Consider the following 15,520-nt stretch of genomic DNA (forward strand, 5'->3'; position numbering starts at 1 on the left):
GATGGCGGCGAGAGACCCATGATGGGCACGGACCGATGGCCGCATCCCTACAGATTGGCCTCGGCGAAGATGTGCGCGGCCCAATCGAGGAAGACGCGCAGGCGCGGCGAGAGCTGGCGGTTCTGCGGGTAGAGCGCCGATAGCGGCGTCGGCGAGGGCGGGCAGTCGGCCAGCACTTCGACCAGCGTGCCCTGGGCAAGGTCCTTCTCGAAGCGATAGCGCGGCGCCTGGATGAGGCCGAGGCCGAGCCGCGCCAGATCGGCGGCGGTGTCGGAATTGTTGGCAGCGACGCGGCCCGGCAGCCTGATCTCGCGGGTCTTGCCGTTGACGGTGAATTCGAAGGGCAGCACCTCGCCGGTGCGCGACGAGACGAAGCCCACGGCCTGATGGCCGTCGAGCGCGTCGGGGGAGGCGGGCACGCCGTGACGTTCGAGGTAGGCGGGGCTGGCGCAGGTCATCTCGCGGATCATCCCCAGCCGGCGCATGATCATGCCGCTGTCGGGCGGCTCGCCGACGCGGATGACGCAATCGACCCCCTCGCGCACGAGGTCGACCAGCCGGTCGCTCTGGCCGATCTGCAGGTCGATGCGGGGGTAGCGCGCAAGAAACTCCGGCAGGCGCGGCAGCAGGAAGGTGCGGGTGAGCAGCGTGCTGGCGTCGATGCGCAGCAGGCCGAAGGGCTCGGCCTTGCGGAACGCGGCTTCCGCGTCCTCGATCTCGGCCAGGATCGAGAGGCAGCGCCGGTAATAGGCCTCGCCGTCCTGCGTGGCGTTCACCTGCCGCGTCGTCCGCTCCAGCAGACGTGCGCCGAGATGTTCCTCGAGCCGGCGGATCGCTTCCGTCGCGGTTGAGCGCGGCAGGCCGAGATCGGCGGCGGCAGCGGTGAAACTGCGCCGCTCGAGCACGCGAACGAAGAGCCGCATCGTGTCCAGGCGATCCATGGCCTTTGTTCGCAGTTTCCGAATAGTGATGTCAAGTGACGGCTGATTATCCAAAAGGAGGCTGCATCTATATCCGTGTCACCAGCAACACGGAGAGACTCCCATGACAAACCAGCAGACAAAGACGGGCGACCCAATCAGAACCGCGATCGTGACCGGCGCTTCCAAGGGCATCGGTGCGGCGATCGCGCAGCGGCTCGCCCGCGACGGCTTCGCCGTCGTCGTCAATTATGCACGGGGCCGCGGCGAGGCCGAAGCGGTCGTCGGCTCGATCGAAGCCGAAGGCGGCAAGGCGATCGCCGTACAGGCCGACATCGCCGATCCCACAGGCATCGCCACCCTTTTCGATGCCGGTGAGAAGGCCTTCGGCGGCGTCGACATGCTGGTCAACAATGCCGGCATCATGAAGCTGTCGCCGATCGCGCAGACCGACGATGCGTCCTTCGACGCGCAGATCGCGGTCAATCTCGGCGGCGTGTTCCGGGGCATGCGCGAGGGCGCGAAACGCCTTCGCGACGGTGGCCGCATCGTCAATTTCTCCAGCAGCGTCGTCGGCTTCCTGCAGCCGGGCTACGGCGTCTACGCCGCCACCAAGGCGGCCGTCGAGGCGATGACGCATATCCTGGCCAAGGAGCTTGGCGGGCGCCGCGTCACGGTCAACGCCGTGGCGCCCGGCCCGGTCGAGACCGCGCTGTTCATGGACGGCAAGAGCCCGGCGCAGATCGAGGCTACGGCCAAGATGATCCCGCTCGGCCGGCTTGGCCAGCCGGACGACATTGCCGGCGTGGTCTCGTTCCTGGCCGGACCGGACAGTGGCTGGGTCAACGGACAAATCATCCGTGCCAATGGCGGCGCGATCTGAGGAGGCTGACATGCAACAGACAATCCTGATCACCGCGTGCGCGCAACTCCTGGAACGGATCGGCCTTGCCGACCTGCTCCATCCCAAAGCCTGAAAACCCAATCCCTACAGAAAGGAAACGATCATGCCATTCGCCAATATCAAGCTGCCGCAGGCGGCACTTTCCAAGGCGCAGAAGGAAGACCTCATCCATCGGACTACAGCCATGTTCGTCGACTTTTTCGGCGAAGGCGTGCGGCCCACCACGATGGTGCTGGTCGAGGAGATCGCCGACGGCGGCTATGGCCGGGCCGACGAAGTGTTCGTCATACCGGAAGCCTATCGCGCCAAGGAGTAGGCGCGCACTGTCTCGGGCCGCTTGTTTCCCCCTGGGCGAGGAGCCCAGGTCATGCAGCGCCGCGATGCCCCACCGACCGAAGGTCCGGGTGCTGGCGCTACCCTTGGAAGACTTGTGTTCCTCACCCAAGAAGGGGCGAGATCATCCTCAATCCCTCCGAGACATCCCGACCCAGTCAGCCGCCACCTCGGCAAACAGCCAGTCGCGGAACGCCCTGATCTTCTTCTGCCGCAGCGCGCCGTCGGGATAGACGAGATAGTAGCTGGCCGCCGATTTCAGCGCGAGGTCGAAGGGCCGCACCAGCCGCCCTGCCGCGAGGTCGGCCGAGACCAGCGCGCTGCGGCCGAGCAGCACGCCTTCGCCATGCACGGCGGCCTCGACGGCGAAGGTGGCGGAATCGAAGCGCACGCCGCGCTTGGGGTCGATGCCATCGACACCGGCCAGTTGCAGCCACGTCGCCCAGTCGATGCGAAAGGCGTCATGGATCAATTTGTGGTGCCTGAGGTCCCCGGGCCGGCGCAGCGGATGCTCGCCTTGCAGCAGTTCCGGGCTGCAGACCGGGAAGACCTCCTCGTCGGCGAGAAATTCCGCCGTCACGCCGGTGTAGCCGCCCTTGCCGTAGCGGATGGCGATGTCGATGCCGTCGCTGACGAAATCGGCCAGCACGCCCGAGGTCGCCAGCCGCACGTCGATATCGGCATTGGCGCGGTGGAAGCGATGCAGCCTCGGCACCAGCCAGCGGCCGGCGAAGCCGTCCGACGTCGAGACGTTCAGGATGCGCGTCGAGCGGTCGGGCGTGGCGGCGATGGTGGCGGCGGCGATCTGGTCGAGCGCCTTGCCGACCTCGACCGCATAGGCCGCGCCCACTGCGGTCAGGCGCACGGATCGCGTTCCCCGATCGAACAGCTGGATGCCGAGCCTGTCCTCGATGTTGCGGATGGCGCGGCTGACCGCGCCATGGGTGAGGTTGAGCTCGTCGGCCGCCCTGGAGAAGCTCAGATGCCGGGCGGCGGCGTCGAAGGCGGGCAAGGCGGTGAGGGGCGGCAATCGTCGCGGCATGATCTCGACCTGTGAGTGTTGCTCACAAATCCTGCACAAAGAGTCGTTTGTCGTCCAGCCCGGAAATGCCCAGTATCAGGGCGTACCGCGCATCTATATCGACCTTTCCGGTTCTCCGATGCGTTGAAAGACCAACGATATGTGTGAGCGATCGTCATGCTCGCCCGATGGGCGGCACCGGCACGTTTGCACCCTGACGAACATAGGAGACAGACAATGACCTCGACCCTTGGACCCATCGGCGCCGCGATGAGCGGCCTTGCCACGCGCAGCACGGCGGCATTCGAGCGCCGCCGCGTGCTGCGCCGGATTTCCCGGTTTTCCGACCGCCGCCTGCAGGACATCGGCCTGGAGCGCGACTGGGACGGTTCGATCTTGCACAATGGGAGGGGGATATGACCAGCACCCTGATCATCGGCGCGACGGGGCTTCTGGGCAGCGAAATGGCCAAGGCCAGCGCGCGCAATGGCGACAGCCTGCATGTCCTGGTTCGGCCAGCCACTTCAGGCAATGAAGAGCGGATGCGGCCGCTCAGGGAATTGGGCGCGACGGTGCATGTCGGCGATCTCGACGATTATGACAGCCTTGTGCGAGCCGTCGGCAAGGTCGACCGCGTCATCAGTTCGGTGCATGTCGGTTCGGCCAGCGAGATGACGCTGGTGCGCGCCGTCAGGGATGTCGGCGTCTCCCGCTTCGTGCCCTCCGCCGGCTTCGGCCTCGACTTTGCCGCCGCCGCCCCCGGCACGATCGCGCCGCTCGACATCAAGAGGGCCGTGTTCGACGCGGTCAGGGAGGCGGATCTGCCCTATACGGTGATCTACACCAACGGCTTCTTCTCCACCTGGGTGGCGACGCTGGGCGACCTGACGCGCTTCGGTTCGGCCGTGCTGCCGCCGGATGAGGTGACGCTCTATGGCGATGGCAATGTGCCGGCGACCTTCGTCAGCGAGAAGGATATCGCCGCCGTCACCATGCGCGCGCTGGAGGATCCCAATGCCGTCCGCCGCGAGATCCGCATAGCGCGGAACAGGATCACGCAGGGCGCGATGATCGATCTGTGGCGTCGGGTCAGCGGCCGCTCGCCGCGTGTCGTGAAGATGAGCGCGCAGGAGCTGGAGGCGTTGATCGCGGCGGTCCCCGGCCTCGGTCTGCTGCGGGCCTTCTGGATCCGTGGCGAGACCGCGCTTGAAACGGACACTCCGGAGGCGGGTGCGCTTTATCCGGAGCTGAGGTTCGAGAGCATTGAGAGTGCTTTTGTGGCGATGGCGGCGGGAACGGCTGTGTGATCAGGTTGTGTGTCACGAACCTGGTTCTGCAAGCGTTGCGCCAGGCCCCCACTGGACCGAGGTTCCGGGTGGGGTCTTCGCGGTGCTGCAACACCTAGGTTCCTCCCCCCATGCCGCAAGACAATCTGCGACAAGCGCGGTTGTTGACGGAAGCCTACTTACGGCCGATAGGTCCGCGCGACCACTCCGAGACCTGCAATGACCGACCTCAAAGATGCAACCCGCGCCCCCGACTGGCAGGACGATGTCCGCCAGGGCGTGCGCCATGTGCGCGACCTCGACCGCCTGCCGCTGTCGCCGGCCGAGCGCGCAGCCGCTCAGGCGGCGGCCGCACTGCACAAGGTGCGTGCGCCAAAAGCCTATCTCGACCTGATCGACTGGAATGACCCGGCCGATCCGATCCGAGCGCAAGTCATCCCGTCACTGGGCGAACTGGAGGAGGTGGAGGGCGAGCTTGGCGATCCGATCGCCGACCATGAGTTCAGTCCGGTGCCGCGATTGACGCACCGCCATGCCGACCGGGTGCTGCTGTTCCCAACCTATCAATGCGCGGTCTACTGCCGGTTCTGCTTCCGCAAGGAATCGCTGACCTCGATCGGCCGCGGCTACACGCGCGAGGCGCTCGAGCCGGCGCTGGCCTATATCGCGGATCATCCCGAGATCCGCGAGGTGATCCTGACCGGCGGCGACCCGCTGTCGCTGCCCGACAAGGCCCTGGCCGAAATCTTCGCGCGCATCGAGGCGATCCCGCATGTGCGGCTCCTGCGCATCCACACGCGCGTGCCGGTGGCGCTGCCATCGCGCATCGCATCAGGGCTGGTCGCTGCGCTGCAGGGCCGGCTGATGGTCACGGTCGTCACGCATTTCAACCACGCGCGGGAGATCACGCCCGCGACCGAGGTGGCATGCCGGATCATGCGGCAGGCGGGCTTCGTGCTGCTCAACCAGAGCGTTCTGCTCAAGGGCGTCAACGACAGTATCGACGTGCTGGAGGAGCTCTGCCGCGAGCTGATGTACCGGCTGGGCGTAAAACCCTACTACCTGCACCATGGCGACCTGGCGCGCGGCATGGCGCACCGGCGCACCACGATCGCGCAGGGCCAGGCGCTGGTGGAAGCGCTGCGGGCACGCCTGTCGGGCATCTGCAATCCCGTCTATGTGCTCGACCTGCCGGAAGGCGGCGGCAAGGTGTCGCTCGGGCCATGTCCTATCGAGGGCCGCGACGGGGACACCTGGCGGATACGCGGCCAGGACGGCGTGGTGAGGACCTATCGGGAGATCGTCGGCGAATAGATCCGCGCTATTGCCCGACAAACGCCAACACGACCAGGCGCGGGGCGACGCAGTAGGCGAGGCTGACCATGCGGCCGGTCTTCGTCGTCGCGCGGCCGGCATCGAGGTCCACGGCGATATCCTCGTAGCCCAGCACCTGGCGATCGAGCGGAAAGGCTGCCTTGTAGACCGCCTCCTTGGCGGCAAACAGGATGCGGCCGGCAAGCCGCGGATCCGCCGCGCCGGTGCGATCCGCGCCGGTTGCAACGATCGCGAAAATGTCGTCGGGCAAGGGTTCGGCGGGCTCGACGTCAATGCCGAGAGAGACGATACCGCCGACAGGCGCGACCGCCGCGACGGCCATGTCGTCGTCATGGGCGAGCGAGCCAATTATCCCGTCCGGCCAGACCGGAGCGCCGGATGGCGCGCGTGGGATGGCGAGGTCGCTGATGCCGGCATCGGCCAGCAGCCGGTGCGCGATCCAGCGGGCGGCGCCGCTGGCGCGCCGCATGGCCGGCCGGCGCGCGGGGATGGAGCGCGCTTCCTCGGGCAGCAGATGGGTCTCGTCCGCATGGCCTATCACCCGGCATCCGGTCAGGACATTCCGGGGCGCGATTGCCGCCATCGCCTCGGCCAGCGCGGCTTCAGGGGAGGGCGGCCGGGTCAATGGTCATCCCTTCGCCAGGACGAGGTCGGCGATCATTTCTCCGTCCTCGTCGAGCCCTTCTTCCACGAAACCGGCGGTGCGATAGAGCTGGCGTGCCGCTTCATTCTCCGGTTCGTAGCAGATCGAGACGTGCCTGACGTGACCGAGCCCGCCGATCTCGTGCAGCACCGCGCGCAACGCGGCCTTGCCGTAGCCTCTGCCCTGCCAGGCGCGGTCGATCATGAAGCGGTAGATGCGCGCCTCGTCGTCATCTTCCGGCGCGTCGTACATCAGGAAACCGACGATGCGATCCCCGGCCATGATTGCGCGGGGCCGCGCGTCCTCGTCGGATTGGGACTCCTCCAGCGACTCCGCGTTGCCGGCGACAAAATCCATCTGCTCCGGCGCCAGTTCCAGCGACGCGACCAAGGCCCGATTGGCCTTGGTCACCGGGGCGAGACGGATGTCTCCGGCCTTCAAGCCGACGCCTTGGCGCCGTCATTCGTGACCGGGATCACGAAGCGATGCAGCTTGGCCGGGTTGCCGCGCCAGATCGAGTAGGGTTCCAGCTCCTCGCCCTTCATCACGAAGGAATCGGTGTCGGCCACCGAGCCTTCGCCCATCACGACGCCGTAATGGACAAAGGCGGACGGTCCGAGCGTGCAGCCTTTGCCGATGCGGATATAGTCGGACTTGAACGCGCCTTCCTCCAGCGAGTGAGCCTGGATGACGCAGCCCTCGTTGAGCGTGACATCATCGCCGATCTCGACCAGGGAGCGCTCGGTGAGGTTGGCTCCGCCATCATAAACCCGCTTGCCGACCTTGACGCCCAGCATGCGCAGGATCATCGGCCGGAAAGGCGTGCCGGAGAACAGGCGCACGATCGGAGAATCGGCAAGCTTCCAATGGCGTTCGTGGCGCCAGAAGGCGACGTCGTAGATCGTCGTCATCTGCGGCTTCAGCCTGCCGAAGCCAAGGCTTGCCCGCTCGACAAAGATGTAGAACGGAATGGTGATCGCCGAGGTCAAGAGCACGGCGGCGAAGAGAGCGACTTCAGCCCATTCGGTGTAGTAGTTCAGGGCCCGGTCCCAGATCGCCAGCGTGGCGAACAGCATGACCCATTGCGTGGCCATGAACAGGAGGATCGTCACGGCGTTGTGCAGGTTCTTGTGCGGGATGCGCTGGCGTCGGTCCGCCTCGTCGACGCCGGCGATGAGCTCCTTGTCGCGATTGACCATGCGCGGGATTTCAAAGGCAGGCGAACCCAGCAGCCCGACATTCTCGCGCACCGGCCCATCGATGGGGATCATCACCTTGGTGCCAAGCAGGACGTTGTCGCCCGTGCGTCCATCCGGCGGGTAGTAGATGTTGTTGCCAAGATAGTTGCGTTCGCCGATGCGCGTCCGCTCGAGCCGGAACGCGGAGGCGGATTTGTGCATGTTGATCATGAACAGGCCGTCCGACACCATGGTCTCGGTGCCGATCTCGCACAGAAGCGGGTTTTCGTGCTGCTGGTTGGAGCCGAAATTGGAGCCGGTCTGCACCACCTTGTTGAGGTTCCAGCCGATGGCGCGCATGTAATAGACGATTGCCGAACTGTCGCCGAACAGCAGCCCCAGCACGCGGGAATTGCTGGTGAACTCGGTGGCGGCCTGCAGCCAGTAGCGGAAGCCGTAAAGCGTGTAGGTGCGGCCGGGTTTCAGGATCACGCTGAGCAGGCGCGGCAGCACCGTCGCGGCGATAAAAGCCGTGGCGATGTAGCCGAAAAGCGTGACCGTGGTGCCGACGGCGACCACGCCGATCGTCTCCTGGTAGTCGTCGCCGACATTTTCCCAATAGCTGTGGAACAGCAGCGGCAGCGGGATGACAATGGCAAACAGCCCGATCAGCTGGACCGCCTCGAAGAGGAAGCGCCGGATGTCGGAAGGGTTTTCGTTGCGCACCTTGCAATAGTCCGCCGTGGTCGGCACGGCCGGCGAGCCATGCCAGTGTTCGCCATCGGGGATGCTTTGCCCGCGCTGCAGCGAGGACGAATGGCCGAGCTGGGCGCCGTCGCCGATGGATGTGTCGATGTCGAGCGTCGAGCCGACGCCGACGAAGGCATCGCGGCCGATGGTCAGCGGTCCCATGTGGATGTAGCCGGACTGCGCGCGAAAGCCGAGGATCAGCGATTCCTTGCGCAGGATGGTGTTGGCGCCAATCGAGATCAGATCCGTACAGACAGGCACGGATTTGGATTCGATGACGGCGTTCTTCCCGATCCTGGTTCCCAGCATCTGCAGATAGAAGCTGTAGAGCGGGCTGCCGCGGAACAGCACGACAGGGGCGGTGCGGATCAAGGTCTTGACCACCCAGAAGCGGTAGTAGCGCAGGCCCCAGATGGGGAAGGCTTCCGCCTTCCAGCGGCCGACGAGTACCCATTTCGCCAGGACGGCAAAGCCCGTCATGCCGAAGAACACGCCGGCCGATAGCGCCACGCACCTGATATAGAGCTGCAGCGGATCGTCGAGCGTGTCATACATCCAGTTGAGGCCGATGTTGAGCGCCCACAGGCCCGCATAGCTGTAGACCGCGTAGAACAGCAACTGCGCCATTCCACAGGTCCAGTAGGCAAGATTCGATGCCCGGCGGGTGAGAACAGGCTCGTTGGCGGCGGTCGTCACCTCTTCCGAGACGCTCAGGTGCTTGGCCAGGCGCGCCACCGTCGGATGGAGATAGATGTCGCGCATGGACGTCGTCGCCCATTCCTTGCGAGTGCGCACGCGGGCGCAGAAATGCGCCATCAGCAGGGAGTTGGCGCCGAGATCGTCGAAGAAATTGTCCTCGACCGAGACCTCGTCGAATTTCAGCACCGCGGCCAGGGCCTCGGCCAGGAAGCGCTCGTCGTCATTGCCGGGGGCAACCATCTCCCGGTCGGCGGAAAGCCGCACGCTTGTCGGCTTCGGCAGCTGGCGAAGGTCCACCTTGTTGGAGACCGTCATCGGGATCGCGGGCAGTTCCTCGAGATAGGAAGGCACCATGTAGTCCGGCAGGCGACGCTTCATCGTCTGGGCGAGATCGGCGCGCGAGAGCGCCGGCTGGCCGGCCTTGGGCGCGTAATAGGCGACGAGTTCGACGCGGCCGGGCTCGATCTCCCAGGTGGTGACGGCCGCCTGCGCGATCTCCGGCTGGTCCAGCAGCACCGCCTCGATCTCGCCGAGCTCGATGCGATAGCCGCGGATCTTGACCTGGGTGTCGATGCGCCCGGCATATTCGATCTCGCCATCGCCGTTGATCCGGCCAAGGTCGCCCGTGCGGTAGATGCGCTGCGACGGGTTGTTCGGCAGGCCGATGAAATCGGCGATGAACTTCTGTTCCGTCAGGTCTTGCCTGTTGAGGTAGCCGACCGCGAGCCCGATGCCGGCAATGCCGATCTCGCCCAGTTCACTGGGCTCGGCCAGTTCCGGCAGCGACGGGTCGAGGATGACGATGGAATAGGTGGGCAGCGGCGCGCCGATGGTGACGGGCTTGTCCGGCGTCAGCGCGCCCATCGTAGCCGTGACGGTCGCCTCGGTCGGGCCATAGGTGTTGAGGATCTGCCGGCCCGGCGTCGACCAGCGCACCACCAGATTGTGCGGGCAGGCCTCGCCGCCGACCAGCAGCGTGCGCAGGCTGGGCACATCCGATGTCATCGACGACAGCAGCGTCGGGCTGCAGGCCATGCAGGTGATTTCATGGTATCGCAGGAAATCCGCCAGTTCCTCGCCGACGAGCGGCATCTGGCCGGGCGCGGGCACCACGGTCGCGCCGGCGACGAACGGCACCCAGATCTCCTCGGAGGAAAAGTCGAAGGCAATCGTCATGCCCTGGTAGACGCGATCGCCCGGCCTGTAGCCGTAGGATGCGGCGGCGACCCGGATGAAGTTGACGAAGCTCTGGTGCCGGATGGCCACGCCCTTCGGCCTGCCGGTCGTTCCCGACGTGTACAGGATGTAGCAAATGTCTTCCGCCGGCGCCTTTTGCGGCTTCAGCGGCGCGCTGGACTGTCTGGCGATCTCGGCGGCGGCGCTGTCGATCAGCACATGGGGGACCGGCAGTTGGTCGGCCCGCGACGCATAGGTGGCGATGGTGACGATCAGGCTGACGCTGGCGTCTTCGATGATGAGCGCCATGCGCTCTTGCGGAAAGGCGGTGGCCAGCGGCACGAAGGCGGCCCCCGCCTTCACGACGGCAAGCAAGGCGACATAGGTCTCCGCCGACCGGTCGAGAATGAGCCCGACCCGGTGGCCCGGCCGCACGCCGCGCTTGATCAGCACACGGGCGAACTGGTTGGCGCGGCTGTCCAGCTCCTGATACGTCCAGACATTTCCGTCGGAGATCACCGCCGGCAAGGTGGCGAATGTTGCGGCGAGCTCTTCGAAGAACGCGTCGAGCCGCTCGTCGGGCTGGCCTGCGCGGGCGAAATCGGCGCCGGTCAGAATCTGGGCATGCGCGGCCCGCTGAGCGGCCCTTACAAGGGTATCGACGCCCGCCAGGCCATTTTGGGCCAGCCCGGTTTCGGGCTCCGCGCCTGGTCGTGCCGTGTCCCTGTCCAGGCTGGCAAAGTCGACACCGTAATCCATTTCCATGCTTTCTCGTCCTGGCCGCGCATCGCCCGGCTGTTCATGCCGCCGTTCGAGCAGGCATTTTCGGCAGTGCCGCTGCTGCAATTTGACCCTTGTCGATGGCGGACCGAAAGTTCCGAAAAGGAAGTCCCCACAGCCCCCGCGGGATGGTTATGCCATCCGATCTTTTCGCCAGTTTTTCCGAATTGTTGAAACTTGTTTCTGAATTGTGTCTGAGCGCTCCTCCTGCCTTGCCCTTGAAGGTCTTTTCCGGAGGTGATGCCGCCGCCTTTCACCCAGATCCTGTCTGGCCGCGCCCCTTGAATCCCCGCCTCTCAAAAAAATCTCACCACCCCCGGGAATAAAGCACCGCCTTGCCGGGTCTTCCCTTCAGCGGGGCCAATCCGGTCCGCGACGCGAAGAAACGAAACAAGGATTTACGAACATGACCAAGCTCGCTCTCAGCGTGGCCGCGATGTTGCTTGCCTCGAGTGCCGCCTTTGCCGGCAGCGACCATTTCGGCGCCGACACCGTCAATCAGCCTGTCGCTTCCGTCGACACCAATGCCACCGCCTCGATCCCCTACACCGCGCACCCGGCCGGCGTCGACACCAAGGTGACGACCGGGCCGAGCCAAGGTTCGGTCCAGGACATCATCAACCGGCACAACGACGACGGTCTCTGGGGCCGCTGAGCGCCCCCGACCTTCGAACTCCTTCTCAAACCTCACAAACAGGAAGCACCGACATGAAAACCCTCGCTCTCACCGCCGCCGCCATCCTCGTGGCCACCACCGGCGTCTTTGCCGGCAGCGATCATTTTGGCGACCGCACCGCCAACCAGACGGCCGCCATGGTCGACAACACCCACACCGCCTCGATCCGCAAGGCCGACATGGTCCGGCTCGGTGTCCAGGCGACAACGAAATCTGACGCGGACGAACCAGGCCAGGGCATCTGGGGCAACTGAGTTCTGGGTCCGGACCGCTCTCGAGGGTCCTGACCCAGCCCGCGATCAGGACGGAGGGCCATGTGGCGTGGCCCTCCGTCGCCCTTCCGCCACAACAACCCAGGAGACCACCATGTTCACCATGACACGCCGCACAGTGCTTCAATCCGCCGCCGCCGCTGCCGCTTTCGGCCTTGCCGGCAAGCTCGAATTCACCCACCCCGCTTTCGCGCAGACGCCGGTCGAGCCGACCGTCGGCTTCTACAAATACACGGTCGGCGACATCGAGGTCACCGCCATCTACGACGGCATCTGGAAGAAGCCGCACGACCCGGCCTTCATCAAGGATGTCTCGGTCGAAGACACCAAGGCGGCGCTTGCCAAGGCGGGGCTGACCACCGAGTTCATGCCCATCCCGCTCACCGTCGTCGTGCTGAAGATGGGCGGCAAGCTGATCATGATGGATGCGGGCTCGGGCGTCGGCCAGTGGCAGGCCAATGCCACGCACCTGCCGGCCAACATGGCCGCCGCCGGCATCGACTACAAGGCGATCGACACCATCATGATCTCGCATTTCCACCCCGACCATGTCTGGGGCCTGATGGAGAAGGGCACCAACACGCCGGTGTTCCCCAATGCGGAGCTGATCGTCAACGCCACCGAATACAATTGGTGGACCGACCCGAGCCGGCTGGCCAAGCTGCCGGAGGGCCGCAAGCCGGCGGGCAAGCGCATCGCCGAAAACTTCCCGAAATGGAAGAACTGGAAGCTGGTTCAGGACGGCGCGGAAGTGGCGCCGGGCATCCAGATCGTCGCCGCGCCCGGCCACACGCCGGGACATTCGGTGTACCTCGCCAATTCCGGCAAGGAGCAGCTGATGATCTCGGCCGACACCATGTATGTGCCGGCCCTGCTGGCGCCGCATCCGGAATGGCAGGGCGCCTACGACCAGGATGGGCCGACCGCGATTGCCACGCGCCACAAGATCATCGACCGGGTGATCGCGGACAACATCCGCATTTCCGGGTCGCATTTCCCGTTCCCCGGCACCGGCGTCTTCGTCAAGGACGGGAGTGCCTATGGCTTCTCTCCCGTTCAGATTTGAGACCGTTTGGAAACTCTACTCTGGCGGCCATCTGAAGGCGTTTTCTGCGCTTCCGGTGCTCACGGACCCGAACGTCCGCTCCGCTCCGGTTCTCGAAACCACCATCATATGACTCGCCAAAGCGAATTTCGAAACGGTCTCTCAACGCTAACGCACAAACCAAAGCGAGAAAGACAATGAAACAGCTTCTTTTGGGCAGAAACGCCCTGTTCGGCCTGCTCGGCGCCATCGCCGTGCTGACCATCGTTCCCGTCGCAACGATCATGCCGGCCTATGCGGTGGATGATATCGAGGGGGCCGATGCGCCCGACCTCACCGCCGTCCAGGCCAAGATCGCCGCCAAGGATTACAAGGGCGCGCTGGCCGATCTGCGCGACCTCGCACAGGACAACCAGCAGGCCGACGTCTACAATCTGCTCGGCTTCACGCTGCGCAAGACCGGCGACGTCACCACCGCGCTGACCTATTACAACAAGGCGCTGGAGCTGAAGCCCGACCACAAGGCCGCCCGAGAATATCTGGGCGAGCTCTATGTCGAGACCGGCGACATGAACAAGGCCAAGGAGCAGCTGGCCTCGCTGCAGAAACTCTGCCCCGCCGGCTGCGAGGAGCTTTCCGACCTGCAGAAGGCCATCGACACCAAGGTGACGCAGTAAGCGGTGACCCGTTCCAACTCCCCCACGGACGTGGCCATGAGCTTGGCCATGCATTGTCTTATGCTGCGTCGGTCGACCCCCACTCCGTCTCGGCTTCGCCGAGCCACTGCCGGGGCGAGCCACGGGTCTCGCCCGTCCTTCGGACCCCCCGATCGACGGGGCAGAGGAAAGGCGCCAGGCTTTTTGCCGGCAACGCTCGTCCGGCAATGCTCCCTTCCTTTCCCTCCGGAGGGGGGAAAGGTGGCGCTGCGAAGCAGCGACGGATTGGGGGAACCACGTGGCAATCAAGCCTCGAGCTGGTCAGTCGCGGACTGGGGGAGAGGTGGCCGCCAAGCGGCCCGAGTTGGGGACTGGTACTGGCCGATTCAGTCCCCCACCACCAGTTTGGGCGCTCGTGGCTGGCGCCCATTGCCGGAGCCGGCGCCTCTCCCTCGAGCCGGCTCCGGCCCTTTCGAAGATCAGACCCGTCAGGCGCCGTGCTTGCGCGCGTCCCACGGCGGGCGGCGCTTGCCTGTGCTCAAAAATTGGAGGCTGACCATGACACCGAACGAAATCGCCGCGAAGCTCACCGGCCTCGCCGCGAAATACCACATCAGGGACGTGACGCTGCTTGCCGGCCGCCTGCTCATGTCCTTCATCTTCCTGCATGAGGGCGTGACGCTGGCCACCCATTTCGACGGCGCCGCCAAGGCGATGGCAGCACTTGGCGTCGGGTTGCCGCTGTTCGTCGCCACCATCGCGCTGCAACTGGGGGCAGGGCTCTCGGTGGCTTCAGGCCTGCTGACGCGGCTGGGCGGCATCGGGCTCGGCCTGTTCTGCCTGGCCACGGCCTTGCTGTTCCATGTCAACTTCGCCAGCCAGAACGAGCTGCTGCATTTCGAAAAGGACCTGGCCATATCAGGCGGCATGTTCGTGCTGGCCGCCGTTGGCGCCGGCCGGTTCTCGCTGGACTGGCTGCTGGCCGGGTATCTGCAAAAGCGCCAGCGCGACAAGGAAATGGTCAGGGCCTTGCTGGCCGTGGAGAACCAGTTCTCCGCGGATGTGCGGCTGCCGGTTTAAGGCAGCAAGGCCTGCCGCGTCGCGGATCGGCATGCCGCTCCAGGGCCCTGCAACACGCCCGCTCGCTGGAACCAGGCCCGGTGCTCCGCATTCTATTAGCGGAGGCTCAAGGAGTGTGTGATGAAAGCGGTTCTGGCACTGGTCGCAGGCTTCGTCCTCACCCTTGCGGTCTTTGCCAGCGGACTGGCTTTCGCCGCCTGGCTGATACTGGCCAAGCCGGTGCATCAGGCCAGGCCCGCCGGCAGTGTCTCGCAGCTGTGGACCAAGGACGCACAGCCCGTGGACAAGGCCGCGCCGGGCCTGGAGCGCGTGGCCGCCGCGCAGCCTCCCGCGCCCGATCCCGCCGCCAGGGCGGCCGACCCGACCACTACCAGCGCGGTGGCGCCCGATGCGGGCGAGCAGCCGGCCAGGCTGCCGGCGGCTCATCTCAGCTGGTGCGCGGACCGCTACCGCTCCTACAACCCCGACGACAACAGCTACATGTCCTACAGCGGACAGCAGCGCCCCTGCGTCTCGCCCTATCTCGACACCAGTGCCGACGCCGGCCACGCCGCGCAGCAGCCCGACGAAGTCAGCTATGTCGAGGGTGGCGCCGCGCCTGTGGTGGCGACGGCGGACCTTTCGGACGACCACGTCCAATCCTGCTTCAGCCGCTACCGCTCCTACCGTCCCGAGGACAACAGCTACCAGCCATACTCCGGTGGACCGAGGCGCCAGTGCGAATAGGCGCCGCGCGCCCTCCCACCCATCCGGCAGTTCCGCCTGG

Annotated in this window: 16 protein-coding genes; 11 read left to right on the plus strand and 5 right to left on the minus strand. The window is 65.7% G+C overall.

Annotated elements, in window-relative coordinates; all coding sequences use genetic code 11:
- Window positions 1-47: 47 nt before the first annotated feature.
- Entirely contained in the window at window positions 48-941 is an 894-nt protein-coding gene (locus FJV83_RS27960; RefSeq protein ID WP_095789310.1) for a LysR family transcriptional regulator, read from the minus strand.
- A 103-nt stretch (window positions 942-1,044) separates the two neighbouring features.
- On the opposite strand from FJV83_RS27960, the gene FJV83_RS27965 reads away from it, so the two are divergent.
- Window positions 1,045-1,803 (plus strand): SDR family oxidoreductase, encoded by a 759-nt coding sequence (locus FJV83_RS27965; RefSeq protein ID WP_142885534.1) that lies wholly within the window; start codon window positions 1,045-1,047, stop codon window positions 1,801-1,803.
- 124 nt (window positions 1,804-1,927) lie between these two features.
- Window positions 1,928-2,140: a 4-oxalocrotonate tautomerase family protein gene (locus FJV83_RS27970; protein ID WP_095789312.1), complete on the plus strand. Its 213-nt coding sequence runs from the start codon at window positions 1,928-1,930 to the stop codon at window positions 2,138-2,140.
- Between the two features lie 147 nt (window positions 2,141-2,287).
- Here FJV83_RS27970 and gcvA read toward each other — a convergent pair whose 3' ends face one another.
- The gene (gene gcvA, locus FJV83_RS27975) at window positions 2,288-3,199 is read right to left on the minus strand and encodes a transcriptional regulator GcvA (RefSeq protein ID WP_142885535.1); all 912 of its coding nucleotides are present in this window, start codon (window positions 3,197-3,199) and stop codon (window positions 2,288-2,290) included.
- A gap of 216 nt (window positions 3,200-3,415) precedes the next feature.
- Here gcvA and FJV83_RS27980 point away from each other — a divergent pair, with 216 nt between their 5' ends.
- The 3 genes from FJV83_RS27980 to FJV83_RS27990 all read left to right on the plus strand — a co-directional run bounded on the left by FJV83_RS27980 (window position 3,416) and on the right by FJV83_RS27990 (window position 5,778).
- Window positions 3,416-3,598 (plus strand): DUF1127 domain-containing protein, encoded by a 183-nt coding sequence (locus FJV83_RS27980; protein WP_142885536.1) that lies wholly within the window; start codon window positions 3,416-3,418, stop codon window positions 3,596-3,598.
- Window positions 3,595-4,485, plus strand: a complete 891-nt coding sequence (locus FJV83_RS27985; RefSeq protein WP_142885537.1) for an NmrA family NAD(P)-binding protein — start codon at window positions 3,595-3,597, stop codon at window positions 4,483-4,485. The genes FJV83_RS27980 and FJV83_RS27985 overlap by 4 nt, the downstream gene beginning before the upstream one ends.
- A gap of 198 nt (window positions 4,486-4,683) precedes the next feature.
- A complete protein-coding gene (locus FJV83_RS27990) occupies window positions 4,684-5,778 on the plus strand; it encodes a KamA family radical SAM protein (protein ID WP_142885538.1) in 1,095 nt (364 codons plus the stop codon).
- 7 nt (window positions 5,779-5,785) lie between these two features.
- On the opposite strand, the gene FJV83_RS27995 is transcribed toward FJV83_RS27990, so the two are convergent.
- From FJV83_RS27995 to FJV83_RS28005, 3 genes are read right to left on the minus strand one after another with little or no spacing between them, the layout of a single operon-like run.
- Window positions 5,786-6,424 (minus strand): 4'-phosphopantetheinyl transferase superfamily protein, encoded by a 639-nt coding sequence (locus FJV83_RS27995; RefSeq protein ID WP_142885539.1) that lies wholly within the window; start codon window positions 6,422-6,424, stop codon window positions 5,786-5,788.
- Between the two features lie 3 nt (window positions 6,425-6,427).
- Window positions 6,428-6,883, minus strand: a complete 456-nt coding sequence (locus tag FJV83_RS28000; protein ID WP_142885540.1) for a GNAT family N-acetyltransferase — start codon at window positions 6,881-6,883, stop codon at window positions 6,428-6,430.
- A complete protein-coding gene (locus FJV83_RS28005) occupies window positions 6,880-11,010 on the minus strand; it encodes a Pls/PosA family non-ribosomal peptide synthetase (RefSeq protein WP_142885541.1) in 4,131 nt (1,376 codons plus the stop codon). The genes FJV83_RS28000 and FJV83_RS28005 overlap by 4 nt, the downstream gene beginning before the upstream one ends.
- 421 nt (window positions 11,011-11,431) lie before the next feature.
- Here FJV83_RS28005 and FJV83_RS28010 point away from each other — a divergent pair, with 421 nt between their 5' ends.
- The 6 genes from FJV83_RS28010 (at window position 11,432) to FJV83_RS28035 (ending at window position 15,480) form a co-directional block, all read left to right on the plus strand.
- Window positions 11,432-11,680, plus strand: a complete 249-nt coding sequence (locus tag FJV83_RS28010) for a DUF680 domain-containing protein (RefSeq protein ID WP_095775135.1) — start codon at window positions 11,432-11,434, stop codon at window positions 11,678-11,680.
- Between the two features lie 53 nt (window positions 11,681-11,733).
- The gene (locus tag FJV83_RS28015) at window positions 11,734-11,955 is read left to right on the plus strand and encodes a DUF680 domain-containing protein (protein WP_142885542.1); all 222 of its coding nucleotides are present in this window, start codon (window positions 11,734-11,736) and stop codon (window positions 11,953-11,955) included.
- Window positions 11,956-12,067: 112 nt separating this feature from the next.
- Window positions 12,068-13,039: an MBL fold metallo-hydrolase gene (locus FJV83_RS28020; protein WP_142885543.1), complete on the plus strand. Its 972-nt coding sequence runs from the start codon at window positions 12,068-12,070 to the stop codon at window positions 13,037-13,039.
- Between the two features lie 176 nt (window positions 13,040-13,215).
- Entirely contained in the window at window positions 13,216-13,695 is a 480-nt protein-coding gene (locus tag FJV83_RS28025) for a tetratricopeptide repeat protein (RefSeq protein WP_142885544.1), read from the plus strand.
- A 537-nt stretch (window positions 13,696-14,232) separates the two neighbouring features.
- On the plus strand, window positions 14,233-14,754 hold the full coding sequence (locus FJV83_RS28030) for a DoxX family protein (RefSeq protein ID WP_142885545.1): 522 nt from the start codon (window positions 14,233-14,235) through the stop codon (window positions 14,752-14,754).
- Between the two features lie 120 nt (window positions 14,755-14,874).
- Window positions 14,875-15,480, plus strand: a complete 606-nt coding sequence (locus tag FJV83_RS28035) for a BA14K family protein (RefSeq protein ID WP_246691932.1) — start codon at window positions 14,875-14,877, stop codon at window positions 15,478-15,480.
- Window positions 15,481-15,520: the final 40 nt, after the last annotated feature.

Origin of the sequence: Mesorhizobium sp. WSM4307 (genome assembly GCF_007003945.1) — a bacterium.
Taxonomy (GTDB): domain Bacteria; phylum Pseudomonadota; class Alphaproteobacteria; order Rhizobiales; family Rhizobiaceae; genus Mesorhizobium.